Annotated in this window: 1 protein-coding gene; it reads right to left on the reverse strand. The window is 68.1% G+C overall.

Annotation, left to right across the window (positions count from 1 at the left end):
- Nucleotides 1-23: 23 nt before the first annotated feature.
- Nucleotides 24-1,093 (reverse strand): IS630 family transposase gene (locus ACQB60_RS45710; RefSeq protein ID WP_496932036.1). Its coding sequence is split into 2 segments (ribosomal slippage): nt 24-607 and nt 607-1,093, totalling 1,071 coding nucleotides; the frame shifts between segments, so codons are not numbered across the junction.
- Nucleotides 1,094-1,164 lie beyond the last annotated feature (71 nt).

The following is a 1,164-nucleotide window of genomic DNA, read 5'->3' on the forward strand; positions in this document are numbered from 1 at the left end:
CTAGAGATCTTTAACGTCTGGGGTTACGGCGGTTGGAGGTCGAGTCCGGTCCTGGCGATGAACCCTTCGATGAGGCCGGGTCGGTACTGCATTCGTTTCAGTCGGGTCCTCACCAACGCGGTGAGCTGGTCGAGGCCGTGTTTAGTGAGGTTGGCCAGCGATCTCTTCAGGTGTGACCACACGCCCTCGACCGGGTTGAGCTCGGGGGCGTACGGCGGCAGCTGGTAGACGGTCAGCCACCGTCGGGCGGCGATCAGTTCCTGCATGTTGCGGCTGACGTGCGTGTTCAAGTTGTCCCACACCAGGACGACGGGGCCGCCGAGTTGCTGGTGCGCGGCATCCAGCAGGCGGACGTAGTCGGTCTCGGTGAAGCCCTTGCGTCGGCCCTTGACGGGGCCGCGGTGCAGGTGGATGCGGTAGATCAGCCGTGCCCGGCGGCCGGCTTTGGTGCAGATCAGCGCGGCCATGGAGACCCGCTTGGTGCCCGCGGCCGTGACCTTCACGACAGGGGTGCGACCGCGGCGGCTCCAGGTGCGGCCCTTGGGCGGCCTCAGGCCCTGGCCCGCCTCGTCCTCGAAGCAGAGCCAGGCGCCCAGGTCCGCCGCCCTCTTTTTATGACGGGCCACTGCCGGTCCTTCCACACGGTGATCCTCGGCTCGTCGCGCTCGGTGGCCTTGCGGGTGGGGACCTGTACGCTCCAGCCGATCCGGTGCAGCAACAGGTCGAGCCCGGCCAGGGTGTACTCGACGCCGAACCGGCGCTGCACGACCTCGGCGATCCGGGCGAGCGTCCAGCACTGGTCGCGCCAGCCGCACGCGGCCGGGCCGCCCTCCAATACTGTTACCAACAGGCGCAGTTGGCGGTCATCGAGCTTGCAGCGGGCACCGCCAGGCCCCTTGGAGACCAGGGCTTGGCGGCCGCCCGAAGCCAGGGCCCGCCGCCAGCGGTTCACCGACATCCGCGTCACTCTGAAGCGCCGGGCCACCTCCGTGTCGCTGGCCCCCGATTCGATCAAGTCAGCGGCCTCGAACCGGATCTGCTCGCGCCGAGCCCGTTCCTCGGCCGTCAGCCCACCGCCATCGGGATACCTCATCCCTCCGGCATAGCGCGATCCGCATCAAGCCGTCACAGCCCGACGTAACCCTCACCGTTAAAGATCTCTAG

The organism is Streptomyces odontotermitis, assembly GCF_050510915.1.
Taxonomy (GTDB): Bacteria; Actinomycetota; Actinomycetes; order Streptomycetales; family Streptomycetaceae; genus Streptomyces.